Annotated in this window: 22 protein-coding genes and 1 pseudogene; 14 read left to right on the top strand and 9 right to left on the bottom strand. The window is 70.5% G+C overall.

All coding sequences use genetic code 11. The features are described 5' to 3' along the window. Window positions 1-633, top strand: a pseudogene (locus HUW62_RS14110) (peptidoglycan-binding protein LysM); the annotation flags it as partial. A gap of 241 nt (window positions 634-874) precedes the next feature. On the opposite strand, the gene HUW62_RS14105 reads toward HUW62_RS14110, so the two are convergent. Both HUW62_RS14105 and HUW62_RS14100 read right to left on the bottom strand, forming a co-directional pair. Then, a complete protein-coding gene (locus HUW62_RS14105) occupies window positions 875-1,669 on the bottom strand; it encodes a PH domain-containing protein (RefSeq protein WP_176434747.1) in 795 nt (264 codons plus the stop codon). After that, window positions 1,662-2,261, bottom strand: coding sequence for a PH domain-containing protein (locus HUW62_RS14100; RefSeq protein WP_176434746.1), 600 nt, complete (start codon window positions 2,259-2,261; stop codon window positions 1,662-1,664). Before HUW62_RS14100 ends, HUW62_RS14105 begins: the two co-directional genes overlap by 8 nt. Window positions 2,262-2,654: 393 nt before the next feature. Here HUW62_RS14100 and HUW62_RS14095 point away from each other — a divergent pair, with 393 nt between their 5' ends. The 3 genes from HUW62_RS14095 to HUW62_RS14085 all read left to right on the top strand — a co-directional run bounded on the left by HUW62_RS14095 (window position 2,655) and on the right by HUW62_RS14085 (window position 5,725). Continuing rightward, window positions 2,655-3,362 (top strand): hypothetical protein, encoded by a 708-nt coding sequence (locus HUW62_RS14095; protein WP_255203416.1) that lies wholly within the window; start codon window positions 2,655-2,657, stop codon window positions 3,360-3,362. Beyond that, window positions 3,355-4,407: a GNAT family N-acetyltransferase gene (locus HUW62_RS14090; RefSeq protein WP_176434745.1), complete on the top strand. Its 1,053-nt coding sequence runs from the start codon at window positions 3,355-3,357 to the stop codon at window positions 4,405-4,407. The genes HUW62_RS14095 and HUW62_RS14090 overlap by 8 nt, the downstream gene beginning before the upstream one ends. Window positions 4,408-4,561: 154 nt before the next feature. Then, entirely contained in the window at window positions 4,562-5,725 is a 1,164-nt protein-coding gene (locus tag HUW62_RS14085) for an acetyl-CoA carboxylase biotin carboxylase subunit family protein (protein ID WP_176434744.1), read from the top strand. Between the two features lie 6 nt (window positions 5,726-5,731). Here the strand turns inward: HUW62_RS14085 and HUW62_RS14080 are convergent, their stop codons facing one another. Next, window positions 5,732-6,304 (bottom strand): TIGR02265 family protein, encoded by a 573-nt coding sequence (locus tag HUW62_RS14080; protein WP_368670410.1) that lies wholly within the window; start codon window positions 6,302-6,304, stop codon window positions 5,732-5,734. Then, a complete protein-coding gene (locus tag HUW62_RS14075) occupies window positions 6,301-7,074 on the bottom strand; it encodes an alpha/beta hydrolase (protein WP_163863846.1) in 774 nt (257 codons plus the stop codon). Before HUW62_RS14075 ends, HUW62_RS14080 begins: the two co-directional genes overlap by 4 nt. 199 nt (window positions 7,075-7,273) lie before the next feature. Between HUW62_RS14075 and HUW62_RS14070 the strand changes: the two genes are divergently transcribed. From HUW62_RS14070 to HUW62_RS14045, 6 genes are all read left to right on the top strand, one after another. After that, window positions 7,274-7,465, top strand: coding sequence for a hypothetical protein (locus HUW62_RS14070; protein ID WP_163863564.1), 192 nt, complete (start codon window positions 7,274-7,276; stop codon window positions 7,463-7,465). A gap of 106 nt (window positions 7,466-7,571) precedes the next feature. Beyond that, complete coding sequence (locus HUW62_RS14065; RefSeq protein ID WP_176434743.1) at window positions 7,572-9,674, top strand: hypothetical protein; 2,103 nt, start codon at window positions 7,572-7,574, stop codon at window positions 9,672-9,674. 90 nt (window positions 9,675-9,764) lie between these two features. Continuing rightward, a complete protein-coding gene (locus HUW62_RS14060; protein WP_240356177.1) occupies window positions 9,765-11,639 on the top strand; it encodes a lamin tail domain-containing protein in 1,875 nt (624 codons plus the stop codon). Next, window positions 11,627-12,112 carry a thermonuclease family protein gene (locus tag HUW62_RS14055; protein WP_163863560.1) on the top strand — a complete coding sequence of 162 codons (486 nt, stop codon included), beginning with the start codon at window positions 11,627-11,629 and terminating at the stop codon, window positions 12,110-12,112. Before HUW62_RS14060 ends, HUW62_RS14055 begins: the two co-directional genes overlap by 13 nt. A 272-nt stretch (window positions 12,113-12,384) precedes the next feature. Then, complete coding sequence (locus HUW62_RS14050; RefSeq protein ID WP_368670409.1) at window positions 12,385-14,646, top strand: PAS domain S-box protein; 2,262 nt, start codon at window positions 12,385-12,387, stop codon at window positions 14,644-14,646. A 135-nt stretch (window positions 14,647-14,781) separates the two neighbouring features. Beyond that, window positions 14,782-15,639, top strand: coding sequence for a hypothetical protein (locus HUW62_RS14045; RefSeq protein WP_176434741.1), 858 nt, complete (start codon window positions 14,782-14,784; stop codon window positions 15,637-15,639). On the opposite strand, the gene HUW62_RS14040 is transcribed toward HUW62_RS14045, so the two are convergent. Next, complete coding sequence (locus tag HUW62_RS14040; RefSeq protein WP_163863554.1) at window positions 15,636-16,616, bottom strand: TerC/Alx family metal homeostasis membrane protein; 981 nt, start codon at window positions 16,614-16,616, stop codon at window positions 15,636-15,638. The two genes, HUW62_RS14045 and HUW62_RS14040, sit on opposite strands and share 4 nt — an antisense overlap. A 269-nt stretch (window positions 16,617-16,885) precedes the next feature. On the opposite strand from HUW62_RS14040, the gene HUW62_RS14035 reads away from it, so the two are divergent. Both HUW62_RS14035 and HUW62_RS14030 read left to right on the top strand, forming a co-directional pair. Then, window positions 16,886-17,293: an arsenate reductase ArsC gene (locus HUW62_RS14035; RefSeq protein ID WP_163863553.1), complete on the top strand. Its 408-nt coding sequence runs from the start codon at window positions 16,886-16,888 to the stop codon at window positions 17,291-17,293. 137 nt (window positions 17,294-17,430) lie between these two features. Further along, entirely contained in the window at window positions 17,431-19,011 is a 1,581-nt protein-coding gene (locus tag HUW62_RS14030) for a DUF4153 domain-containing protein (protein WP_176434740.1), read from the top strand. Here the strand turns inward: HUW62_RS14030 and HUW62_RS48095 are convergent. The 3 genes from HUW62_RS48095 to HUW62_RS14015 form a co-directional block, all read right to left on the bottom strand. After that, window positions 18,992-19,855, bottom strand: coding sequence for a TonB family protein (locus HUW62_RS48095; protein ID WP_217911310.1), 864 nt, complete (start codon window positions 19,853-19,855; stop codon window positions 18,992-18,994). The genes HUW62_RS14030 and HUW62_RS48095 overlap by 20 nt on opposite strands. A gap of 184 nt (window positions 19,856-20,039) precedes the next feature. Beyond that, window positions 20,040-20,420 (bottom strand): hypothetical protein, encoded by a 381-nt coding sequence (locus HUW62_RS14020; protein ID WP_176434739.1) that lies wholly within the window; start codon window positions 20,418-20,420, stop codon window positions 20,040-20,042. A 183-nt stretch (window positions 20,421-20,603) separates the two neighbouring features. After that, window positions 20,604-21,488 (bottom strand): ATPase, T2SS/T4P/T4SS family, encoded by an 885-nt coding sequence (locus HUW62_RS14015; RefSeq protein WP_176434738.1) that lies wholly within the window; start codon window positions 21,486-21,488, stop codon window positions 20,604-20,606. 279 nt (window positions 21,489-21,767) lie between these two features. On the opposite strand from HUW62_RS14015, the gene HUW62_RS14010 reads away from it, so the two are divergent. After that, window positions 21,768-22,307: a DUF1579 domain-containing protein gene (locus HUW62_RS14010; protein ID WP_176434737.1), complete on the top strand. Its 540-nt coding sequence runs from the start codon at window positions 21,768-21,770 to the stop codon at window positions 22,305-22,307. A gap of 202 nt (window positions 22,308-22,509) precedes the next feature. Then, window positions 22,510-24,120, top strand: coding sequence for a hypothetical protein (locus HUW62_RS14005; protein WP_176434736.1), 1,611 nt, complete (start codon window positions 22,510-22,512; stop codon window positions 24,118-24,120). A 9-nt stretch (window positions 24,121-24,129) separates the two neighbouring features. On the opposite strand, the gene HUW62_RS14000 is transcribed toward HUW62_RS14005, so the two are convergent. After that, window positions 24,130-24,492 (bottom strand): cupin, encoded by a 363-nt coding sequence (locus tag HUW62_RS14000; RefSeq protein ID WP_141643088.1) that lies wholly within the window; start codon window positions 24,490-24,492, stop codon window positions 24,130-24,132. Window positions 24,493-24,640: the final 148 nt, after the last annotated feature.

The raw sequence follows: 24,640 nt of genomic DNA, 5'->3' as shown, positions 1-24,640 counted from the left end.
GCCCCCACGCCGCGCCCGGCCTCCGAGCGCCCCACCACCACGAACGGCGCGACGCCGACGAACCTCAACGACACCGAGCGCGTCGCGGCGAGCACCGACCGCGCGGCGGTGCAGACGCGCACCCCGTGGATCAGCCAGTACGACGCCGGCCAGGTGGAGCGCGCCGGTGACAAGGCGTGCTTCCGCGCCGCCACCGCGATGGCCCGCCAGGGTGGCGCCACCGTGACGGACCCCTCCCGTCGCATCCAGGTCGCCACGAACGAGGGCCCCAACGGCATCACCGTGGACCGCCAGGCGGCGGAGCGCGGCCGCAACTACATCGACCAGCAGCTCGCCGCGGGCAAGCCGGTCGTCGTGGGCGTCAACCACCGCTCGGACCGCAACGTGGGCAACGCCGACGGCATCACCGACCACTTCGTCGTCATCACCGGTCGTGGCGTGGACCAGCAGGGCCGCGCCTACTACACGTTCAACGACCCGGCGACGCGCAACCAGAGCCGTGGCGCGGACACCAACCCGAACAACCGCTTCTACGTGGACGAGAACACCGGCGGCCTCAACCGCCCGGGGCCCCGCACGGGCAACGTCGTCGGCCGCCAGTTCGACGTGTCGATGATTCGCCCCAACGCGTAGTCGTCACCTGACCTCGCGGAAGAAGCCCGGCGGCCCTCATGGCCGACCGGGCTTCTTCACGTCTGGTGCCCTGAACGAAGTACCTGTCCGTGGGGCTCGACGCGAGGGATGCACCCATCCGCGCGAAGCGTGGGCGTGGGCCCGTTCGGGCGAAGCGCTTCGTGGGATGCACCTGTCCGCGCGAAGCGTGGTGCAGGGGCTCGGCTGACGCCCCCGACTCACGCCCTCGCGCGGGTGCGGCTCACGACGCCCGAGGTGTCACGCGCGCCGCCGACTCGCCCGACGCCAGCGCGCCTCGCAGCGCGCGCACCTCGGTCAGCAGCTCCTGGGCCGCCTCCAGCGTCGACGGTGCCGCCGCTCCGGACTCCGGGCGCGTGGCGAGCTCCGAGGGCTCTCCCAGGCCGGTGTCCCGGTGCCGCCGCACGCACTCCATGATGGCGTCGCGAATCGCCTCGGGGTTGCTCACGCCCCGGAAGCGGGCCTCATGCAGGTGCTCTTGCGTGTCCGTGTCCGATTCGCTGGAGCGAGAGCCGCTGCCTCCGCCCGCTGTCTCCACCTTCACGTCGGCGATGCCCAGCACCCGCTGGATGGGGTTCTGATGGATGGAGACCTGCTGGATGTTGGCGAAGGTCATCGTCTTCTCCCTCAGCGACATGACGCCCTCGCGCACGCGCAGGCTCCGGTCCGTCAGCGCGTACCAGCGCAGCTCGTAGTCGAGCCGGACGACGAAGAAGCTCACCGGCACCACCAGCACCAGGAAGCCCAGCCACGCCACGACCTCCACCGCGAAGAGGATGCTCGTCACGAGCGCCGTGGCGGGAAGGCCGCGCAGGACGTTGGCGAAAATCCGGCCCAGGAAGACCCAGGCCATCACCGCGCCCACGATGGCGAGCACGTGCTTGAAGCCGAGCAACACCCGTCGGTAGCTCAGATACTGGGGCGCCGCGCGGAACACGCGCACAGTGCCCTCCGGAAGCTGGGGTTCGGAGTCCACCTTCAGGAACCGCAGGAGCCACGCGTGGGGCACGTCACTCATCCGCCTGCTCCTTCGCAGTGCGCGCGCCCAACTCCTGCCGGAGCGCGCGGACCTCGGCGGCGACCTCGCGCAACGCGGACGTCAGCGCCTCGGACTCGCCCGACGCCAGCGCGGAGGACTTCGCCTCGGCGGTGCCCCTGTCTCGCGTGCCCCGCATCTTGGAGTAGAGCAAGTCCCTCATCGCCTCGAAGTCCTGGATGCCCTCGATGGTGATTTCCGCCTGCGCGCTGCCGCTCGCCGTCTGAATCTGGATGCGTGCGAGCCCCAGCCACCGCTCCACGACATGGCTGGACAGGTGGATGTCCTGGATGCGCGCATAGGTGAGGGACACCTCGCGCCGGAAGAGGATGCCCCACCGCATGGTGATGCCCTCCTCGTCCAACTCGTAGCGCAGGGTGTGGAACTTGAAGTAGCGCAGCAGCGCGAGGATGGGGAACCCCGGCCCCGCCAGCAGCGAGCCGAGCAGGTAGTTGGTGAGCAGGCTCGAGTGCGGCTGCAGCACGGTGGGCAGCTTCCACTGCGAGGCGGGGCGCGCGGGGACGAGCGCGGGCTTGGGGCCGGGCGAGGAAGTCACGGGTCCGCCGAGAGTCATGAGGGGCTCACCTGGGTATTCCTACAAGAATCGCTCCCTGTCCCCAACGGGTGGGCGCGACACCCATTTCATACGTCGGTCCGCTCCCTCGCGTCATGTCCCCGCCCGGGCACGGTCGCCACCCCGCCTGCCCGAAGGAGCGGTGTCCACGTCCGACAGGCCACGTGGGGCCCTCCTTCCCGGGCAGGGCCCCGTGAGGCACGGTGCCCGTCGACCCGACGACAGCCCTCCGCGCGACGAATCGGCCTGGCTCCACGGGTGCCCACTCCGCGACGTGCGGCCTGTGGAGCACGCCACGGTTCAAAGCCACCGCTGCTTCCTCAAAAACAGACGCGCTGCGTTTGCGCCGTGCAGGCCCTTTGCTCCGTTGCCGCGCACCCTACCGTGGCGCGCATGGACCTGATGCGCTGGCGGAGTCTCGAGGAGATGTTGTCGGGGATTGAAACACCGGAGGGCTGCTCCGCGGAGCAGCTCGCGCGGGAGGACCTCCCTCGGCTGACGGCCCTGCTGGAGAGCTGGTACCCGGACATCCGGGTCGGCACGGAGAGCCGTCACCTGGAGCCCTCGTTCTACGAGCGGGAGTTCTTCCTGCGAGGCGGGTCTCCGGACCGCTCGCTGTACGGCATCCTCGTGCGGGACCGCGCGAGCGGGGACATCATCGGCCTGCTGACGATGGAGCGGAACGTGCGCGGGTTGCAGCTCTCCGCGGCCCTGGGCGTCTTGGAGCCCTCGCGGCGCGGGCTGGGCATCGGCTTCCTGGGCACCGCGGCGCTGGAGGTCGTGGGCCGCAACATCGGCGCGGAGGTGGTGCTCTACTACTCCACGCTGAAGACGGCGCGCGCGCAGCGCAACGCGGAGAACCAGGGCTTCAAGCTGGTGGGCCTGGTGCCCGCCTTCGACGTGGATGCCATCGCCCCCGGCAAGGTGAAGCGCGTCTACGAGGCGCTCTACTCCAAGGTCCTCGTGGCGGAGGAGCGCATCCACCTCCCCGAATGGGAAGCGCTGACGCCCTCCACCCGCGCGCTCTACACGCACCTGTTCGGTCCACATCCGGCGCAGCCCGCCGCCGTCCCCGCTCCGCCGGAGCGCCTGCATGGTTGAGGTGCGGACCTACGAGGGGGACGCGGTGGATGCGTCCCGTTTCGTCAACCGCGTCTGGGGCACGTACTACGCGGCGCGGGGGCCGCTGACGGACTTCCAGCCTCGCATGCTGGACTGGTTTCTCTTCGGCAACAGGCTCGCGACGCGGGAATACCGCCTGGCTGCGTACTCGGGCGGGAAGCTGGCGGGGGTCCTGTTCGCGGAGCCCATCCGGCTCCGGCTGGGGACTCGCGCCGTGGAGGGCACGTACGGAAGCTGGTTCAGCGTGGACCCCGCGTTCCGTGGCATGGACGTCGGGAAGAAGCTGGCGGAGACGATGGCCTCGCGTCAGCGCGAGCGCGGGGCCGCGATGATGCTGGGCTGTCTGGCGGATGGCAGCGCGGGGGAGCGCTTCTGGAAGAAGACCGCCGGCACGCGAACCTTTGGCGCATTGGGCCTGTGGCTTCACGTCTTCGACGCGGCGGCGGTGGCGCGCTGGTCGACGACAGCGGCCGAGCGCGCGCTCTTCACGCTCGCGCGGCCGTGGCTGCGCGGCGGCGCTCCGTCCGTGGACACGGAGGAAGGTGTCCGGCCCTATCGCCCGGGGGACCTGCCGGCGTGCATGGCGCTGGTGGAGCGGATGACGGAGCCGGTGAGCCTGGGGTACGGCTACACTCCCGAGCGGCTCGCGCATCAGCTCCAGTACCGGGACGTGCCCCACACCCTCGTCCTGGAGCGGGACGGCGTGGTGCGGGGATTGGTCAACTACTACACGCTCCAGATGAATGCCCGGGGGCCGCTGACCATCGCCATGGTGGACCTGCTCGCCTTCCACGACTCGGTGCCTCGCGTGGAGCAGAAGCGCCTCTTGCGCGTGGCCATGGGGGACATGGTGAGGCAAGGCGCGGGCTGCGCGGCGATGCTCCGAGGGCCGTGTGTGTCCAGTCGGCTGATGCTCGGCACGGGGTGGGTGCCCTGGGCGGGAGGCACCCGCGCGATGTGCGTGCTGCCGGCTCCGGACGTGGAGTGGCCCACGTCCCCTCGCGTCTTCACGCACCTGCGCTGAAGGGGGCCTCCCTCGTGGGGGTGCCCGCTCCGGGTCCAGGCTGGGGTCCGGCGGGCACCTCCTGGGGAGGGCAGGGGGCCCGTGACAAGGAACTGGGCGCGGGCGCGCATCGCGCTATGGTCCATGGGTACCGGGACTGTCGCCCCGAGGAGCCATGAACTTCGTCTTCATCTCTCCGCACTTCCCGTCCCACTTCTTCCACTTCGTCACCGCGCTGCGCGAGCGGGGTGTCACGGTGCTGGGCATCGGCGACGCGGCCTACGAGTCGCTGCGCCCCGAGCTGCGCGACAACCTGCGCGAGTACTACTTCGTCCCCAGCCTGCATGACGAAGACTCCCTCACGCGCGCGGCCGGCTACCTCACGTGGCGACATGGCCGGCTGGAGCGCATCGACTCGCTCAACGAGTCCTGGCTGGAGGTGGAGGCCCGGCTGCGCGAGGACTTCCACGTCCCTGGCCTCCAGCCGGCGGACATCCACCGCATGCGCTCGAAGTCAGGCATGGCGCAGGTCTTCCATCAGGCGGGCGTGCCCCACCCGGACCTCATCCGCGTGCGCGACGCCGCGCAGGTGAAGGAGTTCGCCAGCCGCGTGGGCTATCCGCTGGTGCTCAAGCCCGACGTGGGCGTGGGCGCGGCCAACACCTTCAAGGTCTCCAGCGACGCGGACGTGGACACCGCCCTGGCCCACCCGCTGCCCACCACGTATGTCGCGCAGCCCTTCGTGCGCGGCACCATCGTCACCTACGACGGCATCGTCGACCGGCACGGCGTCATCGTCTTCACCCTCAGCCACGAGTACAGCGACGGAGGCATGGAGACGGTGGTGGAGCGGCGGGACATCTCCTTCTGGAGTCACCTGGAGATTCCCCCCGCGCTGGACGTGCTCGGACGGCAGGTGGTGGCCGCCTTCGGGCTGCGCGAGCGCTGGTTCCACCTGGAGTTCTTCCGGTTGCCGGATGGCCGCTTCGTCGTGCTGGAGGCCAACCTGCGGCCTCCCGGTGGCTTCATGCCGGACATGATGAACTACACGTGCGACATCGACGTGTACCGGCTCTGGGCGCGGGTGGTGACGGGGGACCCGGTGGCGGACTTCCGCTACACGCCGCGCTACCACATCTGTCACAGCGCGCGCCGTCACGGCCGTCGCTACAAACACACGCACGAGGAGGTCGTGAAGCGGCTCGGGTCCGCGTTCATCCTCCACCGCGAGCTGCCGCCCATCTACCACAGCCTCCTGGGCGAGGAGATGTACCTCAGCCGCCACACGGACCAGGATGCGATGCGGGACTCGGTGCGCTTCATCCAGGCCACGGCCTAGCCGCCGTCAGCGCTCCGTCCACGTGAGCAGGTACGTGGTGTGGCCGTCCTCCACGGACAGCGTCGTCACCTGGGGGGACTCGCCGCCGCCCACGCGAATCATGTGCTCGAAGAGCGACTCCGAATAGCCGGGGCAGTCGAGCACGGAGTTCATCCGCATCTCGTACGTGGTGGGGCCCTTCTCGACGAGCTCCACCTCCGTGTAGTTGTCCGTGCCGCGCAACGTCTGCGGCATCCGCTGCACCAGCCGGCGCGGGCCGAGCAGCCGCATGACGCCATACACGGCGCGCCCGATGAGGGTGCGGCCGTAGCCCTCCACGTGCGCGGCGGCCAGGCGACGGAAGGACTCCTCCAGGGACATGCCGGGCCAGGTCTCCTCGGCGATGACGCGCAGGCACTGCTGCCACATGAGCACGGAGTAGGCGGGCAGCAGGGGTCGGTCCACGTCGAGGCCGACCTGACTCAGCCGCGTCTTGAGGCGAGGGGAGATGCGGCCCTGGAGGCCGTGCTGGATGAGGCCCTCGACGACCTGGACGTAGACCAACCGGTGTTCGAGCGGGACGTGCTTGCCGGCCGTCACGTCAGCAGCCATCGCATCGCGGTGGGCAGTCTGCGCTGCCAGTCCTTCTCGTGGTGCTCGCCCCCGGGCTCCAGCACGAGGGACACCTCGTGGTCGGCGTAGCCCAGGCCCTTGAGGTGCTCGTAGAAGGCGCGCGTGGCCTCGCCGTAGTTGAGCGGGAGGCCATCCGCGTGGATGAACTCCTGGGCGCCGGCGTCCAGGTAGATGCGCGTCCAGCGGCGGGGGTGGGTGCCCCACTCGGAGAAGAGGCGGCCGTCGCTCCACATGACGGTGGGGGACAAGGCGCCGATGCGGCCGAACACCTGGGGGTAGCGGCAGCCCAGGTACAGCGAGATGAGGCCGCCCAGGGAGGAGCCCATGGCCCCGGTCCACTCGGCGCCCTCGCGCGTGCGGTAGTTCTGGTCCACCAGCGGCTTGAGGTGCTCCACCAGGAAGCGGCCATAGGCCTCGCCGCGCGCCTTCACCTTGCCGTGGGAGTCGTCCCAGGGCGAGTACTCCTGGAGGCGCCCGGTGCCGGAGTCCACCGCGACGATGATCCACGGCTCCAGGTGGCCTTCGTCCACGCCCTGCTCGAGCGCGAGGTTGGCGCACCAGGTGTCGAAGAGCGCGGACTCGGGATGCGCGAAGACGTTCTGCCCGTCGTGCATGTAGAGCACGGGGAAGCGATGCCAGGGCATCGAGTCATACGCATCCGGCGTGTAGATGCGCACGGTGCGGGAGAAGCCCTCTTGCGGAGAGGGAAGGTCTCGGACGATGTGGACGTGGCCCATGGATGCGGGGTGGAGCATACATGGATGTCCCCCTGTGTCTCCGCTCCTGGCTGGCCGGTGGTTCTGGAGCCCACACAGTGAGGGAATGAGGGTGGGGCGCCCGTACCGGGAGCGAGCGGGCTGGCGGGAAACAGGAGGCTGTCGGTGGCTGCTGCCATACTGACGATGCAGCGGGCCGCCCCCCTCCGGAGTCCCCTCGATGGAACTGAACCGACTGCGCCTCTCCGCGTTGCTGATGTCGACCGAGGCCGACGTGCGTCGCGCGCGGGCCGCCTTGGATGGAAGCGAGGAGGCGCGCTTGAGGTATGCCGCCGCCCAGGCTCGCGCGGTGGCGGCGAGGTCCGTCACGGAGGAGCTGTTGCTGGCGGCCCCACCCTTCGTCCAGGTGTGACGCGGTTGCGTCTGGCCCGTGGACGGCCGGTCCGGGGCTCGGACGGCGTCGGGGTGGGGTGTGCCTGTAGGGAACGGTGGTCTCTGGCGTGCAGAGCCGGCGCCGCGTGCCTCGGTTCCTCGTGTGGTGTCTCCATGGGTGGTTGGGTTGCTGGCTCCTCGGCGCGTGGCCGGTGTGGGCCGCGCCCTACGAGGTGGAGCCCGAAGTCGACGGTGAGTTGGAGCTGCTCGCGCTGCTGGAGGATGGGACGCTCTCCGCCGAGACGTGGGCCGCGCTGGTGTCGCTGCGGCGAGCGGGCGTGGAGCCCGAGCAGGCGACGCGGGCCGCGCTCTATGCGCTGCCCGGACTGACCTATGCGGAGGTCGATGCCCGGTTGGAGCGCCGGAGTGCCTGGCCCGGGGTCCTCACGGACGAGGAGCGGCGTCGCCTCGCGCCCTTCCTGGTGGGCCGTGCACCAGGGACGCTGTCGGGGGATGCGAGGCTGCTGACGGCCTTCGCTCTCTCGGACTCGATGCTTCCTCCCATGGCCTTGCAGGTCCTGGCGGGTGGGCTCGCGGGGCTTCGCGTGGGCGTGCTCGCGACGTGGGCCCGTCGGAGGTTGGGAACACTTCGACGAGACACTCGCACGCGCTCGCTCGTGGTGGACGCGCCCGGCTCGGCGGTGTTGCTGCCCAAGTTCCACGCGCAATGGACAGGCGCTCGAGCCTCCGTGCTGGTGGGAACCTATCGGCTCGGCTTCGGACAACGTCTCACGCTGGACACGACGGCGCTTCCTTCACCAGAGGGCTTCCTCCCGGACGACGGCGTGAGCCCTCCCGGAACACTGGAGCGGGAGTGCCTGCTGGCGAGCGCCTCCTGTTCAGAGGCCGAGCGCGAGGCGGACGTCACCCCTGACTTCCGCTGGGACGAGGGCTTCCGTGGCGTGGCGGGCACCGTGCGAGGCACCGTGAGTCCTGGCCTGGAGTTGTCGCTCACGGGCTTCGGCTCCTATCAGAGCCGTTCCCTCCAACGGTCCGCGGTCCTGGACCGGGCGACGTGCGGGGCGTCGCGAACGGGCGCGTCGGGCTGCGAGGCTCCAGAGGTGCTCGTCCCCCTGTCGCGCGCTCGGTTGGAGCCGCTCCGGGCGCGCACGTTGCCCGGTGTCTTCCGCGAGTGGGCCGGTGGTGGCAACGCGGCGCTCACCCTGTCGCCGCGAGCGCGAATCGGTGTGACGGGTTGGGCCGCGAGGCCCGTGTGGCCGGTGAAGGGCGCCACGCTCGACTTCCAGTCTGGCGCTCGCTACCCGACGGGCGGTGGCTTCGGCGCGGTGGGACTCGATGCCGCCTGGGGGCTGGGCGCGGTGGACCTCTTCTTCGAGGGCTCGCGCAGCTTCGACTCGGCGCCTGGGGGCGGCGGGAGCTGGGCCGCCCTTCAGCGCACGGTGCTCTCCGGCACGGGGCAGGAGGTGGAGCTGGCGCTGCGCTACTACGGACGCGGGTTCGCCAATCCCTACAGCGGTGCCACCTCGGGACCGGACCTGCTCGAAGGTCAGCGGGTTCGCAACGAGCTGGGTGCGCGGCTGCGCTACCTGTATCGGAACGTGGAGCGCTGGCGGTTTCGCGCGCAGGTGGATGGCTGGACGCTGCCCGCCGATGGCGCGGTGAAGGGCACGGCGGGGCTGACGCAGCTCCGTGCCTCCGCGCGAGTGGACTGGCTGGCCTGGCCATGGCTGCGCCCCGCGCTGCAACTGGAGGCGCGTGAGGCGGGGCTGGGGCAGGCCCTCGCCTGCTCCGACATGGAAGACAGCGCGGAGCTGGAGGAGGTGCCCGCGTGTTCCCGAGGGAGCCGTTGGGGCGTCACCGCGCGGGTCCGCTCGGAGCTCTCGGAGTCCGTCTCCGTGGCGGCGCAGTCCGGTTACGCGCGGGTGGTCGAGCCTGGGAGCCCGAGGGCTCGCGATGACGGACGGGCACTCGTGGAGCTGAAGCTGCGTCCCGTGGAGTCGTTGCGACTGGGAGCCCGCTTGCAGTGGAAGGACGAGGACCTCGCCGAGCGCACCCGGCTTCGACAGGAGGTCCGCACCACGGTGGACCTGGGCTGGACGCTCCTGTCCTCGACGACGGCGCGGGGCCGGTATGCCTGGGTGGTGGACCTGAAGGACGCGCGAGCGGCGAAGACTCCGCCGGACGCGCCGCGACACCTGTTCCACCTGGAAGTGGAGACGCGCTTCTGACGCGTGTCCGTGGAATGAAGTGAATCGAGAGGGGAGGACATCGACGTGAGGGGTTGGGGATGGAGGCTGGGGTGGATGTGTTGGTTGGGGATGGTCGCGTGTGGAGTGCCGTTGGAGGAAGGGGCGGAGGACGCGTGCGCGGAGGTATTGCCGGGGGACCTGGTCATCACCGAGTACCTGAATGACCCCGAGGGCACCGACACGGGGCGGGAGTACGTGGAGCTTCACAATCCCCTCCAGGTGCCGGTGAGCCTGGAGTCGATGACGCTCTATGCGGCGCGCTCGGATGGCTCGCAGGAGAAGGGGTTCTTCTTCGCGGAGCCGCTGTCGGTGTCACCCGGGGACTACCTGGTGCTGGGGGATGTTCGTGAAGGGCCCGTGCCCGCGCATGTGGACCTGTCCTATGGCGAGGCGCTGGGAGCGCTGGGCAACACGTCGGGACGGCTGGGCGTGCGTTGTGGCGAGCGGGTGATTGACGAAGTGCCCCTCACCGCGCCCGCGAAGAGCGGAGCCGCCCGTGGGTATGACGGGCGGCTCGTCCCGGACTCCGCTGGCAACGATGACCCGGCGCGGTGGTGTGACGGCGCGGCCTCCGTGGATGCGGGGGCGTCGCGGGGAAGCCCTGGCGCGGCGAATGCGCCCTGTGCGCCGACGGAAGGCGCGTCCGAACCGAATGGGAGCAAAGAGACCTGTGTCCCCGTGGGCTCCCAGGTTCCTCGGGACGTGAAGCGGCCCCGCGCCGGTGAGCTGGTCATCACGGAGTTGATGGCGAATCCGCTCGGGGACGACACGGTGGGCGAGTGGGTGGAGGTCCTGGCCACCGTGCCCGTGGACCTCAATGGGCTGACGCTGGGCACCGACACCACGGGCACGAAGGTGCAGGGGCCGAACTGTCTGTCGCTGCCGGCGGGAGGGTACGCGGTGCTCGCCCGACGCATGGAGGCCGTGCTCAACGGTGGGCTGCCCATGCCCGTGGCCACGTTCAACGTGGACCTGCGCAACACGGGCGGCGTCGTGCAGGTGCGGTCCGGTGACCTGCTCGTGGATGCCGTTGCTCACGGAGCCGCGGAGGAAGGCGTGGCGACCCAGGTGTCCGTGGGGAAGGCGAACGCGTCCGGCAATGACTCGGCGGAGGCGTGGTGCCGGGCCTCGGAGACGTATGGCTCGCGCGGCAACCTGGGGACGCCGGGGCGTGCGAACCGGGACTGCGCGTCTGGCGAGGGTGGAGGGCCGGAGGGTGGCGCTTCCGAAGGAGGACGCGACGCGGGTGGAGTCACTCCGGATGCCGGGCGTGGTGGTGGCACCGACGCGGGCTCCCCGGATGGAGGAACCCGTGACGCTGGAGGTCTGGACGGTGGAATTCGAGACGCGGGTGCTACGGACGGCGGAGCCCGAGACGCGGGGAGCCCGGTGCCCACGTGCATCGACCGGGTGACGGGCATCCCGCGTCCAGTCCGGTTACCGGAGGTGGGCTCGCTCGTGCTCACCGAGTTCATGGCGGACCCGAGCGCCGTGGCGGACAGCGTGGGCGAATGGGTGGAGGTCCTCGCGACGCGCGAAGTGGACCTCAATGGCGTCACGCTGATGAACGAGGGCGGAGCGAACACGCTGCTCGACGCGACGCTGTGTCTGTCCTTGAAGGCCGGGGCCCGAGGGGTGCTCGCGCGCAGCGCGGAGACGGCGCTCAACGGCGGGCTTCCCTCGGTGCTCGCCACGTTCTCCTTCAACCTGTCCAACGCCACGGGCAATCACTCGCTCCGCCTCGCATTGGGCAGCCGGATGCTGGATGTCATCACTTGGACGAGCGCCGCGACGTCCGGCGTGTCCTGGCAGGTGAGCCCCATGAGCAGCGACCCTCAGCGCAATGACGCGCCAGGGAGCTTCTGCCTCGCGCCCGCGTCGGCGCGTTATGGGCTGGGAGACAGGGGAACGCCGGGACTGGAGAACCGCGCATGCGCGCCCTGAGTCTCGCGTTCGTCCTGGTGGGGCTGCTCGGGGCCTCCTGTGGCCATGAGGCGGGGCCCGGGTGTGGACCGCACACGGGCCGCGTGGCGGAGGTCATCGATGGCGACACGTTGGTTCTCGAGGGCGGGGAGCGCATCCGCTACGTGCTCGCGGACACTCCGGAGAGCACGGCGGGACGTCACGACTGCTTCGGGCGGGAGGCCCTGGCCTTCAACCGGAGTCTCGTGGAGGGCAGGCAGGTGACGCTCGTGGACGCGGAGGCGTGCGAGGACCGCTTCGGTCGGCGGCTCGCCTACGTCGCCGTCGATGGCCATGACGTGAGCGCGCTGCTGGTGGAGCGAGGCTTTGCCTGCGTGCTCCATGTTCCACCCGCCGGCGACTCACGGCGCGCGGAGCTGGAGGCGCTGGAGCTCCAGGCTCGACGGGCGCGGCGGGGCCTGTGGGGCGCCTGCTCGCCGGTGCCCTGTTCGTGATGAGGCACTTCGAGCCCGCTTCCCGGGCGAGGCGCCGCCCAGGCGGCCCGAGAGGGCGGGGAGCCTGGACGACCCGGGCGCCCTATTCCATTCCTGACGGCCATGCCTACGCGCCAATCATCCAGACCGGTCCGCTTTCAGCAGCGGCCGGCGAAGGGCGGGCCAGCGGAAGCGCGCACCCGAGTGGGCGTGCGCTGTCCGACTGGGACGTGCGTGCCATGGTCGCGCGCTTCCGAGGACGTTCACCTTTCCCGGGTGGGGAGGGCGCTCGCGTGAACCCTTGTCCCGAGCCCATCGGTCCCCTGGCGGACCTGCTGACCTCCCGCCGCGAGGAGATCGCCCGGCGCTGGGAGGAGCGGGCGGGGACGCGGCGCGGAGAGGGGCTGCTGCGGCTCCCCACGCAGGCGACGGGCTCGCTGGAGTGGGTGGACTCCGTGATGGACCTGCTGCGGCTGTTCGGTGTCTCGGCCGAGGAGGAGGTCCAGCTCCCTCCACGAGGGCATGGTGCCGAGCGCAACCGGGCTGGCGCGGACATCGCCGCGGTGGTCCGTGAGTACGGCCTGCTCCGGGATGTGCTCGTCGAGGTGTTGGAGGAGTCGGGGTGGGCGCCGGACTTCGAGGGGCTGCGCGCGCTCAATCGCGCCATCGACGCGAGCATCGCGGACGCGGTGGCCCGGCATGCGGAGGGGCATGAGCGGACCCTGCGCGCCACGGAGGCGAAGCTGCACGACATCCTGGAGCACGCGCCGGCAGTCATCTTCGCGAAGGACAAAGCGGGCCGGTATCTCTTCATCAACCGCGCCTTCGAGCGCACCGCGGACGTGAGTCGCGTCGACGTGGTGGGCCACACGGACCGCGAGCTGTTCCCAGCGGTGGTGGCGGACGAGTTCGAAGCGGCTGACCGCTGGGTCCTCGAGACGGGACAGCCCCTGGAGTCCGACGAGCACGTCCAGTGGGCGGACGGCATGCACATCTATCAGTCGCTCAAGTTTCCGCTGCCCGGCCCCGGAGGGAGCGTGGATGCCGTGTGCGGCTTCTCCACGGATGTGACGGAGACGCGGCGCGCCCAACGCGAGCGGGACCAGGCCCGTGAGCGCCTGCGCCGCGTCCTCACCGAGCTGCCCGTGGTGCTGTGGGCCACGGACCCGGAGGGCAACATCACCCTCTTCGAGGGCAAGGGCCTGCCCGCCATGGGCGTGAGCACGAGCGAGGTGGTGGGCCGGAACACCTCGGACGTGTACGCGGGCCGGCCGGAGCTGCTGGACGCCGCGCGCCGCGCGCAGGAGGGAGAGACCTTCTCCCTGGAGCTGGAGATGGGGGGCTCCTGGTTCATGGCCTACGTCTCCCCGGAGCTGGGCCCGGACGGGCGCGTGGTGGGCGTGTCGGGCGTGTCCCTGGACATCACCGAGCGCCGCCGCGCCGAGGAGGTGCTGCGCCAGTCGGAGACGCGCTACCGGCTGGCCACGCTGGCCACGCGCGACGTCATCTACGACTGGGACCTGGCCACCGGCGACATCCAGTGGAGCGAGCTGGCCGCGCGGCAGTTCCTCCTGAGCACGGAGGGGCTGGAGATGGGCATCGACTGGTGGACCCGGTCCATCCATCCAGAGGACCGGGGGCGCGTCGCCGGGAAGATGCAGCAGGTCATCGAGGAGGGCGTGGACCACTGGCGTGACGAGTACCGCTTCCAACGGGGGGACGGCTCGTGGGCCATCGTCGAGGACCGGGGACAGGTGGTCCGGGACGCCGAGGGCCGGGCCCTGCGAATGGTGGGCGCCATGCATGACGTCACCGAGCGGAGGGTCGCCGAGGAGGAGGCCCGGCGTCGCGCGGAGTTCGAGCAGTTGCTCATCGGCATCGTCGGACATGATTTGCGCAACCCCCTCTCCGCCATCACCATGGCGTCCACCACCCTGCTGCGGCGGGACACCCTGGATGAGCGGCAGCGCAAGGTCATCGACCGCATCCTCTCCAGCGCCGAGCGCGCCACGCGCATGCTGCGCGACGTGCTGGACTTCACCCAGGCTCGACTGGGCGGTGGAATCCCCATGCAGCCCCGGCCGTTGGATTTGCACGAGCTGACGCGGCAGGTGTTGGACGAGGTGCGGCTGGCCCACCCCGAGCGCATCCTGGAGCTGGAGTCCGGCGGGGACGGCGCGGGCCTGTGGGACCCGGACCGGCTGGCCCAGGTCATCACCAACCTGGTGAACAACGCCCTCAGCTACAGCCCCATCCACTGCCCGGTGCTGGTGCGCACGCATGGCGCGCGCGGCGCGGTGATGCTCTGTGTCCACAACATGGGGATGCCGATTCCCCCAGAGCTGCTCCCGCGCCTGTTCGAGCCCATGAAGCGCGCCGAGCGCCCGGAGGCGAAGGACGGACGGGGCGGCCTGGGCCTGGGCCTCTTCATCGTCAAACACATCGTGGACGCGCACGGCGGCCGACTGCGCGTGCGCTCGTCGGAGGAGGGAGGCACCCTCTTCATGGTGCGGCTGCCCCGCGTGCTCTCTTCCCCACCGCCCATGAATTCGTGACCTCGAGGGCCCGCCCCCCGCGAGCCGCTCGTGAAGAAGATGTCCAGGAGCGACCTGGCAGGCATCGGCCACTTGCTCCCGGGGGCGCACCCGGCTAGCACGGGGGGTTCAGGCTCAAATCCCTCGGAGGGGTGCATGAAGAAGGTCCTCATCGGGCTCGGTATCGGTTGTGGCGTCATCATCCTCGGCGTCATCGCCACGGTGGTCGTCGGCGGCATGTGGTTCGCGAAGAAGGCGGGCGGCAGCCTCGAGGCCGTCAAGCAGATGCAGGTGCAGCAGGAGGAGCTGGCGAAGCTGAACAAGAGCCACCCCTTCACGGCTCCGGCCGACGGTGAAGTGCTGCCCCTGAAGGAAGAGCGCCTGCTGACCTATCTCTCCGTGCGCGAGTCCGCGCTGCCCGTCTTCAAGACCTACGAGGAGAAGTCGACGGCGTTCCAGGAGAAGCACGACACGAAGAACGAGAACGCGAACCCGTCCTTCGACTCCGCGATGGAGGCCGCCAACCTCATGATGTCGATGATGGCGGACGTGCGCACCGCGTACATCGCCAGCCTGAAGCAGCACGGCATGTCGCCCAACGAGTTCCAGACCATCACCGGCACCGTCTACGCGTCGATGGTGGCGCAGGGCACGGAGGCGATGAAGGGCATGAGCGCCAAGGCCCTGGAGGCCATGGAGAAGCAGCTCAAGGTGGTGGAAGCAAAGCTGGGGAACGACAAGCTGTCCGCCGAGGAGCGCGCGGACCTCGAGGCGTCCCAGGCCGAGCTCCAGGAGCAGATTGGCGCCATGTCCGAAATCGAGGACGGCGCGGGTGACCCGCCCGCGTCCGAGGCGTCGAAGCAGGCCACCGCCGCCAACATGGTGCTGCTCAAGAAGCACGAGGAGCGCGTCAAGGTCATGGCCAACCCGGCCTTCGACGGCTTCGTGCTCGGCGGCGCCACCGACGAGCTGAGCGGCGCGGGCGCCGGCGCGGACGGAGAGCTCGCGGACTAGCGTCGCGTGGGGACTTCCGGCTCCGGCCCCTTCCCGTCGGAAGCGGTCGGACCGGGGTGTTCCCGGGCGTCCCGACGCCGGGCCTTGATGCTCGCGACGACGGAGACGCCCACCAGCGTGGCGATGATGGCCACCGACGGCAGGGGCGGGACGTGGAGCCAGGGCTCCACCACCATCTTCAGGCCCGCGAAGCCGAGCACCCCCGCCAGTCCGTAGTGCAGGTAGCGCAGCTGGCCCAGCGTGCCGGCCAGCACCAGGTACAGCGCCCGCAGCCCCAGAATCGCGAAGGCGTTGGAGCTGTAGAGGATGAAGGTGTCCTTCGTCACGGAGAAGGCGGCCGGCACCGAGTCCACCGCGAAGAGGATGTCCGTCAGCTCCAGGCCCATGAGCGCCAGGAGGAGCGGCGTGGCCACGCGGTGGCCGTCCGCGCGCCGGACGATGAACTTCTTCTCATGCACTTCCTGCGTCACCGGCAGGTGCTTGGACAGCCAGCGCACCGCCCCGTTGTCCTTCTGCTTCGCCGGGTCCTCGCGCGCCACGCGCAGCGCGGTGACGAGCAGGATGGCGCCGAAGACGTAGGACACCCAGCCCCAGCGCTCCAGCGCGGCGGCCCCCACGAAGATGAAGAGCGCGCGGAAGACGAGCGCTCCGAAGATGCCGAAGAAGAGCACCTGGTGCTGCGCTCGCAGGGGCACCGACAGGCTCTGGAAGATGACGAGGAAGACGAAGGCGTTGTCCAGGCTGAGGCTCTTCTCAATCAGCCACGCCGCCACGTACTCCTGGGCCGCGTGCCCCCCGAGCACCGCCCACACCAGCCCGCCGAAGCTCAGGCCCGCGGCAACCCACACACCGCTCCAAATCCAGGCGGCCCGGCGGGACTCGCCGTGGTGCCCCCGGTGCGACAGCAGGTCCACCACGAGCAGCGTCAGCACCGCCGCCCAGAAGACCCCCCAGAGCCATGTGGGAATCGCATGCATGTTCGTCGGCTGAACTTAGGCATCCTCCTCGCGGACGGGGGGAGTTTCCCGCACGCGTCGCGTCAGGAATGGGGTGGGCCAGACACCCCCGGGCAGGGGGATGTGGGCTGACCAACCCATACGGGCAGGCAGGGGGCTTTTCGCTCTCTTTGCGAGCTTCCCTTCACGGGATGTGTCAGCGTCCGCGCGGGGCGGCCCGTGAGGGGAAGCCCGTGACTGTCGCGTGGGGAGGGGCGCGACGAGCCGAAGGAACTGGAGGAGTGGTACCGATGAACAAGGTCATCTTCGCCTGCGTGCGCAACGCTGGCCGCTCGCAAATGGCGGCGGCGTTCTTCAACGTGCTGGCGGACCCGGAGAAGGCGCGCGCCATCTCCGCGGGGACGCAGCCCGGCGAGAGCGTGCATCCGGAGGTCCTCGAGGCGATGCGTGACGCGGGCCTGGATTTGAAGGACGCCCGGCCCCAGCAGCTCACGGAGGAGCTGGCGCGGGACGCCCACTGGCTCATCACCCTGGGCTGTGGCGAGGCGTGTCCTCACGTCACGGGGCTCCAGCGTGAGGACTGGCCGCTGGACGACCCGAAGGGCAAGTCGGAGGTGCTGGTGCACCGCATCCGCGACGAGGTGGCCGCGCGAGTGGCGGGCCTGCTGGAGCGCGAGGGCTGGATGCGCGCCGGCTGAAGCACCGGCCGGTCAGCCGGGCAGGGGAGCCGGCTGGGGTGGAGAGCCGACCGCTCGCCCGCTCCGGCCGTACGGCCCCCGGCCCCCGGCGCATCCTGCGGACGTTTCGAGCCGACGTCCGTCCGAGGTGCGCCGTCATGTCTTCGACTTTTCCGTCCACGCCCGTCATGGCCGCGCCGACCGCGCCGCCGTCCCTGCCGCTGGCCACGCCGCCGTCCCTTCCGCTGGCCACGCCATGGCTGCCCCAGTCGCGCGCGCCGCGCCTCACGCTGGGGGCCGCCCTGGCGCTGGGGGTGCTGGCGGAGGTGCTGTTGGACAGGGCCCTGTGGGGCGTGTCCTTTCCGTTGATGGTGCTGGCGCTGGTGGCGATGCTCGTGGGCCTGGGCGGACGCGAGGGCTGGCAGCGCGCGCGGCCCAATGCGTGGCTGCTCTTGCCGCTGCTGGCGGTGTCGGGCTTCGTGGCGGTGCGCGACAGCCCGTGGCTCACGGTGCTCAACGTGCTGACGGCGGGGACGCTGCTGCTCCTGCTGGCGCACTTCTGGGGCGCGGGCCGCGTGCAGCGGCTGGGGCTGTGGGGCTATCCCCGGGTGGTGCTGGGCAGTGCCTTTCGCGGCATGCTCCATCCGCCCGCGCTGGTGCGCGACTCGGTGGACCTGAGCGCGGCGAAGCGGCACGCGCCCAGCCTCCTCCCCTTCGTGCGGGGGTTGCTCCTCGCGCTGCCGGTGCTGGCGGTGTTCGCCTTGTTGCTGTCGTCCGCGGACGTGGTGTTCGCGTCGGCCGTGCAGCGGGTGTGGGACGTGGACCTGGGCGCGCTGCTGGGCACGTCGGTGGCCCGGGCGGTGGGCGTCGGCTTCTCGGCGGCCGTGGCCGCGAGCGTGCTGGGCCACGCCCTGCGCCGGCGCAAGGGGCGCGAGGCGGGAGAGGAGGAAGTGGCGTCCGCGTCGCCGAGGCTGGGGCTCACCGAGGCGCTGACGCTCATCCTCGCGGTGGACGCGCTGTTCCTCGCCTTCGCGGGCTTCCAGGTGGCGTACCTCTTCATCGGTGACGCGTCGTCTCCGGCGCCCGGGTACTCGTATGCGACGTACGCGCGCCGGGGCTTCTTCGAGCTGATGGTCGTCTCCATGCTGACGCTGGGGCTGGTCATGGCGCTGGCGCGGTGGACCCGTCGCGAGTCACCGCTGGCGAGGGCTGTCTTCCATGCGGGGGCCTCGCTCATGGTGGCGCTGACGCTGGTCATCGTCGCCTCGGCGGTGAAGCGCATGGCGCTCTACGAGGAGGCGTTCGGCTACACGCGGCTGCGCGTCTTCACCCACGTCTTCATGTTCGCTCTGGGTGGGGTGCTCGCGTGGCGCGGGGTGACGCTGTGGTGGCGGCCGGAGCGCTTCGCCGTGGGGGCTTTCGTCGCGGCTCTGGGCGCGGTGCTGGCGGTGAATGTCATCAACCCCGACGCGCTCATCGTCCGCCACAACATCGCGCGGGTGGCCGAGGTGCCGCACGTGGATGATGACTACCTGTACTCGCTCTCCGCGGATGCCATTCCGGAGCTGGCGCGGGGGTTCGCCTCGGGGCAGCTCACGGACTCGGTGGGCCTGGGCCACATCGACCTGGGGAATGCGTGCGAGGGCGCGTCCTGGCCGGAGTGGAACCTGTCGCGCTGGCGGGCGTGTCGGACGCTGGAGTCAGCGACCAGCTCCCGCGTCAGCGCAGGTGGTAGTTGAAGGGCAGCTCCACCGTGACACGCGGGCCGAGCGCGGCGGGCGGAGGCGGGAAGGGGGCCGCCGCGCGCACCGCCGCCTGGGCCGCGTCGCACAGGACGTAGTGAGGACAGGAGCCCACGACGGACAGCTCCAGCAACTGGCCCCGGGCTCCGACGGTGATGCGCAGCGAGAAGCGCCCTTCGATTCCGGCCATGGCGGCCTGGTGCGGGTAGCGCACGTTCTCGAAGCGGTCCCTGAACATCACCTCGAAGTACTCCTCTTCCCAGGCGGTGCGCTCCTCGTGGGAGGGCGGCGGCTGGGCGACGGGGAGCAGCCCCGCGCTGCTCGCGGCGAGGACGCTGTTCACCACGCCGCCGATGACTCCTCCGGCCACGCCCCCGGAGACACCGCCTGAAGAGGCCGTCGCGTGGGCCTCGATGATGGAGTCCGGAGCGGCTGTTTCCGTCGGAGGTGATGCCTCGGGAGTCGGGAGTGGACGAGGCTCCTCCGAGGGCCGGCTGAAGGCCCTGGATGGGCCAGGCTTCGGGAAGGGGCGGGCGCGCCGCGCGGAGGCCCGATGCGGCACGGACGGCGCGCTGGCCGCGGGGGCGGGAGGTGGCGGCGGAGGCGCGGCGAGCAGGCGCAGGACGAGCACGTCGTCGTCCTTCGTGGCGAGCCGGGGAGCGTGGGTGGAGCCGTGCCAGATGGCGTCCAGGCCCACGAGGACGAGCACGTGGATGGCCACCGCGAGGGGGGCGACCCAGAAGATGCGCGTCGTGTGCGCGGCGCCGCGTGAGCGCGCGTGGGCGACGGAGGCGAAAAGCGGCGCCTCGGCGTGGCCGTCCTTCGGACTTTCGTCCGGCATGTCCAGACCCCCTTTCCTCTCGCTTGGAACCGCAGTCTAGCGAGAGGCCCCATCCACCTGACACTGGGGTAGTGCCTGTCTTCGTCGCGGTGAAGGGGACCTGCCCCGGAGCGCCGGGTGATGGTGCTGATTTCCCGCCGGATTCATGAGCGTTCCATGAGGAACGTGTCCACCGGACCTCACTTCAGGACCCGTGAGGGTGGCCGCAGTTCTTGCACTGCATCGCATTGCCGAAGGTGGGGTCGAACTGGCGGCAGTCACAGTTCATGACGAAGCAACCGTGCTGGTTGTCATAGCGCCCGCCAAAGGGGTGCGGGGCGAGCGTCTGCACGGAGACCTTGGGGATGCTGAAGGTCGTCGACCCAGAGGTGTTCGAGTAGCCCACGAAGAGCGGGGTGGGGATGGGGTCTTTCTTCAGGGGTTTGGCGCCCTGACTGCGAGGACCCGGCCAGAACAGGAGCTTCACCTGCACCGCGTCCGTCGTCCCCGCGTCGGGCTGGAAGTACAGCGCCCGCTTCGTCCAATCCTCCTGGCTCTGGAAGTCCCAGAACAGCTCGTTGAGCATGCCGCGGCAGCCTCGGAGGGGCAGGCACACCTCGGTGATGCGCGCGCGAGGTGTGACTCCCGGTGTCCCACTCCGCGAAGCAAGGCATGTACCAGGGACCCGAGGCGGACGGGTCTCGACGCCAGGAGGAAGGGCCCGCGTTCGCGCGAGACGCGCCCGCGTCACGCCGAGGCGCGTGGGGCTTCAGCCCTCCGCCGCGGGGTGTGGTGTCCACGCACTGACGTGGCTCTGTCCCGAGTCATCCCGGGTGACGGTGTACAGGGTGCGAGCCTGCTTGCCGGTGGCCGCGTCGAGCGCATGGTGGACGATGAGCGGAGTGATGGGGACCTCGGGCAGGGCTTCGTGGAGCTTCGCGAGGACGGCCTCGGGGCTCTGCGCCTCGAGGACGAAGACGGTGCCGTGGCCGGTGAGCGCGGAGTTGATGAGCAACTGGAGGTCCTGCGCGCCGCGAGGCTCGTCCGCCAGAATCACATCCGGGTCCTGGCGCAGGAACGAGCGGACCACCTGCGCGAGCGGCGTGGTGTCATTCACCCGCACCACGCCGAGCCGCGCATCCACGGCGCGCGGGTGCTCCAGCGCGGCGAGGACGTTGGTGAAGTCCGGGAGCGCCGCCATCGCCGCGTGGAGCGACGTGGTGCGCCCGGTGCCGCGCGCGCCCGAGAACACCACCGGCCGTCCCTGGAACAGCGTGTCGAGCCGCAGGAAGCGCTCGGTGAGGAACGCGGCCTCGCTCGCGCCCAGGTTCAGCGACGCGAAGTCCGGCTGCGCGGCGCGGAGCTGACGGTCTCTCGCGTATGCGGTGACGCTGGGGGCCAGGGGCCCGTCCTGGAACGTCACCCAGAAGAGGACGTCCGGGTCGCTGGCGTCGGGCGGATGCGCGACGGTGCCACGCGCGGGACGCTCGGCGTCGTGGCCTCGTCGGGACAGGGCGTGGATGGCCTGACTCAGTGACGCATGCAGCGCGGGCGCGAAGGGCTGACGTACCGGCAGCCTGTCCTGTCCGAGCATGCCCGGGTGCTCGGGCCCATCGGCGCGGACGATGAAGAACGAGGCTCCGGCCGTGAGCACGTCTCCGTCCTCGTCGGCCCACACGGAGAAGACGAGGGTGCGCGTCTGCGCGGCGATGGAGAACAGGGCCGCCGCGGCGTCCTCGGCCGAGGTGGGGAGGGGCGGTGGCCTGGGAACGGAGATGCCTTCGGCGGCGAACTGTTCAAGCAGCCCGGCAATCAGCTCGGAGGGGGTCGTGGCGAGTGTGCTCAGGTGGTGGTCTCCCGTGGGGCGCGGATGATGGCATGCGTCACGAGGCTTTGTGGTGACGACAATGAGGCTCGGAGCTACGAAGTGGGCATGAGCCAGGACTGGAATGCGACGAACGCGCCCACGGCGGACTTCGACCCGGGCGCGGAGCATGCGGTGTTGACCCGGTGGGTGGGAGCCTGGGAGGGGCCGACGCGCACGTGGTTCGACCCGTCTGGGGCGCCCGAGGAGTCGCGCACCCATGCGAACATCGAGTCGCTGCTTGGCGGGCGCTTCGTGCGCATCGACTACCACTCCACCGCGATGGGCAAGCCGCACGCGGGCCAGCTCATCGTCGGCTTCGACGGCACGGAGGGGCTCTACACCGCGGCCTGGGTGGACAGCTTCCACATGAGCGCGAACATGATGGTCTCCACCGGCGCGCCGCGGGACGACGGACGCGTGTCCATGCTCGGGAGCTACACGGCGAGCATGTGCGACGAGCAGGGTGTCACGCAGAAGCAGAAGTGGGGCTGGCGCACGGTGATTCACCAGCCAGACGCGGACACCGTGGTGCTCGAGTCCTTCAACATCTCCCCCGAGGGACAAGAGGACCGCGCGGTGGAGACGCGGCTGACGCGGCGTCGTTAGGGTTGGTCGCCAGTCCATTGCCACCCCGCGTTGGACGAGCGCGTCAGCCCGCAGGGCGTGGGCGGAGGTGAGGGCGATGGACAATTGCAGGAAGAGGCGCGCCCATCGGGCGTTGCGCATGGGATAACCCTGTCGGGCGGACGGCGCGCGCGACCGGAGGGACACGCGCGCGGGGGGCCCAGGGCCCGGTGAGAGGACGTGCATGAAGCTGGATGACCTGGTGCTGGCGTTGACCGTCTCGTTGCTGCGCGTGGAGCGCGAGCGGTGGCTGGACGTCCTGACGCGGCTGGAGACGGAGCTGGGGTCGGGGTGGACGCTGCGCCTCTTGGAGGTGCCAGGGACGTACTCGGTGGGCGCGCGCACGCGGGAAGGGCGCGAGCTGCCGCTGGAGGCCTGGCGCGAGGTGCTGGACGAAGAGGAGCTGGTGAGCGTCCGCGCCATGGACCTGGGCGGCCTGGGGCCCGGCGAGCTGCCGGACCATGTGGCCGCGGCCTTCGTCAACTCGGAGGCCCTGGTGTTGGACGTGCGCACGAAGCAGGGCAACAACCTGTACCGGCTGGAGGTCGTCTTCAGCAGCTCCTCGCTCATCGCCCCCCGGCAGTTCGTGGACTTCGCCAGGGCGCAGCCGAACGCGGAGCGCGTGCTGGAGGCACTCTCACGTGTCATCACGGACTCCAATACGTTGAACCAGCGTCCCGCCGTGTCGCCGTCCCAGGTGGCGGACTACCTGTGCTCGCGCGAGGGGGCCTCGCTGTTCGACCTGCTCGGTGGAGACCTGCTCAAGGAGCTCCAGTCCACTGTGCTGCGCACGGGGGGAGCGATGGTGGTGTCCGAGGACTTCCGCCCCTTCTTCCAGACGCTGGACCCGGACGACTTCGAGCGCGGCCTGCTGCCGCCGGAGCGACTGGCGGAGTTCGTGCCGTCGGACGAGCGGGTGTACCTGTCGGGCGACGACTTCGGACGGGACTTCGTGTCGCTGGTGGAGGCGCAGCCCTTCGCGGAGGAGGTCTGGGCGCGCTCGGCGGAGAACCTCAACCGGTTCATCGCGCCGGACGCGACGCCATACACGGCCCCATCGCTGCGGGAGCTGCTCGCGACGGGGGAGCCCGCGGCGGTGCAAGGGGTTCCCGCCGGCAACCTGATGGAGGAGCTGCAGATGTGCTGCAAGGCGCACGGCGCGGAGCTCCTCATCCCGGAGCCGCTGCGCGAGCGCGTGCGGGCGCAGGGCCACACGAAGGAGGAGCGCGCGAAGGACCCGGGACTGATTCCGGAGCGCGAGCGGCTGCGGCTGGTGCCCAATGACTCGCGCTACCAGATGTATCTGTTCAACGCGTTGAAGGTGGCGCGCTCGCCGCTCCTGTCGCCGCGCGCGACGACGGACACGCGGGCGGAGCTGCTGTCGAGCCTGAAGGACGCGGAGGAGTTCGCCAATCGCAAGGGCTCGCCGTTCGCGGAGGCCTTCGGGCTGGCGCGCCTTGTCCTGGAGAACACCGGCTTCCAGCTCCGCGACGCTTCGCCGGCGCGACTGGCGGCCGTGCGCGAGGCGCTGAAGGGCGCGGGGTTGAGCGAGCGGGCGTGGGATGCGTTCGAGCGTCGCTTCTCGCTCGTGACGCTGTTCCAGGTGTTCCCCTCGTCGGAGGAGCGGCTGCGGGGCCTGTTGGCCTGCTCGGTGGCGGATGTCTTTGGAGGCATGGGCTCGTGGAACGACGAGTTCTTCGAGTCCGACGAGGACCAGGCCTGGTACGAGCGGGTGACGCAGCGGCTGTTCCGCGCGCTGCGCGAATTCTTCGTGACGATGGTGAACGCGCGCTGAAGGGGTGCGTCAGGCGTCGCGGTGGACGGTGCCGGGGGAGAAGGCGGGGAGGCAGATGGCGACGTACTCGGCGCCCTCGGGCTCGGGGGTGCTGTAGCGGACCCACTCGCCGGGCTCGCAGATGACGGCCTGTCCGCCGCGCACGTCGAGAAACCCGCCCTTGTGCTCGACGCGCAGGACGCCGGCGAGGACGAGGGTGATCTCCTTGAACTCGGGCTTCTGGCCCGGCTCCTCCCAGCCGCCCGGGCTGTTCATGTGGGCGACGCTGACGTCGGAGGTCTTGGTGGTGGCCCGGCCGACGAACTCATGGATGAGCTTCGGTTTGTTGCCCACGGCTGTCACGCGCATGGGAGCGGGAATCAGGGTTGGCATCGAGGGCTCGGTGAGACCGCGGGGTGGTGTGTCTGGGTCGGGCAGGTTACAGCACGCGGCCCCTGACACCCACCCCTCCCGGTGAATGGCGACTCGACTCCGCGAGGGAATCCAGTCCCGGCGCATCCGTGCAGCGAGAGCAGCGCGA

Source organism: Myxococcus sp. AM011, from assembly GCF_013372595.1.
Classification (GTDB): domain Bacteria; phylum Myxococcota; class Myxococcia; order Myxococcales; family Myxococcaceae; genus Myxococcus; species Myxococcus eversor.
The sequence above is the reverse complement of the archived record's forward strand: the minus strand, read 5'-3'. Positions and strand labels throughout refer to the sequence as shown.

Bases quoted from the DNA above. Each gene is read 5' to 3' on its own strand.
- HUW62_RS14100 (WP_176434746.1), bottom strand. From the start codon at position 2,261: ATGACTCTCGGCGGACCCGTGACTTCCTCGCCCGGCCCCAAGCCCGCG.
- HUW62_RS14035 (WP_163863553.1), top strand. From the start codon at position 16,886: ATGAACAAGGTCATCTTCGCCTGCGTGCGCAACGCTGGCCGCTCGCAA.
- HUW62_RS14090 (WP_176434745.1), top strand. From the start codon at position 3,355: ATGGTTGAGGTGCGGACCTACGAGGGGGACGCGGTGGATGCGTCCCGT.
- HUW62_RS14070 (WP_163863564.1), top strand. From the start codon at position 7,274: ATGGAACTGAACCGACTGCGCCTCTCCGCGTTGCTGATGTCGACCGAG.
- HUW62_RS14020 (WP_176434739.1), bottom strand. From the start codon at position 20,420: ATGCTCAACGAGCTGTTCTGGGACTTCCAGAGCCAGGAGGATTGGACG.
- HUW62_RS14010 (WP_176434737.1), top strand. From the start codon at position 21,768: ATGAGCCAGGACTGGAATGCGACGAACGCGCCCACGGCGGACTTCGAC.
- HUW62_RS14055 (WP_163863560.1), top strand. From the start codon at position 11,627: ATGCGCGCCCTGAGTCTCGCGTTCGTCCTGGTGGGGCTGCTCGGGGCC.
- HUW62_RS14040 (WP_163863554.1), bottom strand. From the start codon at position 16,616: ATGCATGCGATTCCCACATGGCTCTGGGGGGTCTTCTGGGCGGCGGTG.
- HUW62_RS14030 (WP_176434740.1), top strand. From the start codon at position 17,431: ATGTCTTCGACTTTTCCGTCCACGCCCGTCATGGCCGCGCCGACCGCG.
- HUW62_RS14085 (WP_176434744.1), top strand. From the start codon at position 4,562: ATGAACTTCGTCTTCATCTCTCCGCACTTCCCGTCCCACTTCTTCCAC.
- HUW62_RS14000 (WP_141643088.1), bottom strand. From the start codon at position 24,492: ATGCCAACCCTGATTCCCGCTCCCATGCGCGTGACAGCCGTGGGCAAC.
- HUW62_RS14095 (WP_255203416.1), top strand. From the start codon at position 2,655: ATGGACCTGATGCGCTGGCGGAGTCTCGAGGAGATGTTGTCGGGGATT.
- HUW62_RS48095 (WP_217911310.1), bottom strand. From the start codon at position 19,855: ATGCCGGACGAAAGTCCGAAGGACGGCCACGCCGAGGCGCCGCTTTTC.
- HUW62_RS14005 (WP_176434736.1), top strand. From the start codon at position 22,510: ATGAAGCTGGATGACCTGGTGCTGGCGTTGACCGTCTCGTTGCTGCGC.
- HUW62_RS14105 (WP_176434747.1), bottom strand. From the start codon at position 1,669: ATGAGTGACGTGCCCCACGCGTGGCTCCTGCGGTTCCTGAAGGTGGAC.
- HUW62_RS14045 (WP_176434741.1), top strand. From the start codon at position 14,782: ATGAAGAAGGTCCTCATCGGGCTCGGTATCGGTTGTGGCGTCATCATC.
- HUW62_RS14060 (WP_240356177.1), top strand. From the start codon at position 9,765: ATGGTCGCGTGTGGAGTGCCGTTGGAGGAAGGGGCGGAGGACGCGTGC.
- HUW62_RS14075 (WP_163863846.1), bottom strand. From the start codon at position 7,074: ATGGGCCACGTCCACATCGTCCGAGACCTTCCCTCTCCGCAAGAGGGC.